Below are 646 nucleotides of genomic sequence, written 5' to 3'. Positions count from 1 at the left end.
AAGGCTTTTTTTGCTTTTTTTACGCAACGCCAATCCTCTCTGCCGGACAATTTGGAGCAGAGCTAGCCCTTTATTATCACTGGGCGCCTTCAGAAATTAACCAGATGGATTGGCTGGATGTGATTGCCTATCGAGAAGAACTCGCACGCCTTAAAGCCCAAGAATATGAAAGTCATCAGTTAGGATAAGAGACGATCATGGATGTTTCCCTTGTTGTGCGTTTTGTCAATCATCTGCAAGAGGGGATAGCTTCTGCCAAGCGTGATCTTGCAGTCTTTAGTTCAGATGTTGCGCATTTCCAAAACAAGACAAGGCAGCATTTTAAAGGGTGGTTTGACCCTGAGCATCTTGAGGATGCGACAAAGAATGCGGAAAATGCTTTTATCCAAGCGCGGGGGCGTATGGTGGGTGCCATTGCGCAAACAGCAACCTTAATTGCACCGCTCTATAAAGCCATGCAATTTGACCAATCGATGAAGGGCTTGGAAAAGGTTCTGGATGCTCCCCTTGATCGCTTAAAAGAATTGCGCCGTTTTGCTTTGGAAACCTCCACTAAGATTCCGCTAGCGGCACGTGAAGTTTTAGAACTGATGACCAGTGCTAGCCAAGCAGGGATTGGCGAACAAGATCTAGAAGCTTTTAGCAT

At 46.1% G+C, this 646-nt stretch carries 2 protein-coding genes; both read left to right on the top strand.

Annotated features, from left to right (window positions below; translation table 11 throughout):
• On the top strand, positions 1-188 hold a 188-nt coding region (locus ACFINF_RS09480), incomplete at its 5' end, for a hypothetical protein (RefSeq protein ID WP_375620626.1).
• Between the two features lie 9 nt (positions 189-197).
• Positions 198-646: phage tail tape measure protein (locus ACFINF_RS09475; RefSeq protein WP_375620625.1), on the top strand; the 449-nt coding region annotated here is incomplete at its 3' end.

This window comes from Bartonella sp. TS25HLJMH, assembly GCF_042193505.1.
GTDB lineage: Bacteria > Pseudomonadota > Alphaproteobacteria > Rhizobiales > Rhizobiaceae > Bartonella > Bartonella grahamii.
This window is presented reverse-complemented; position numbering and strand designations above follow the sequence as displayed.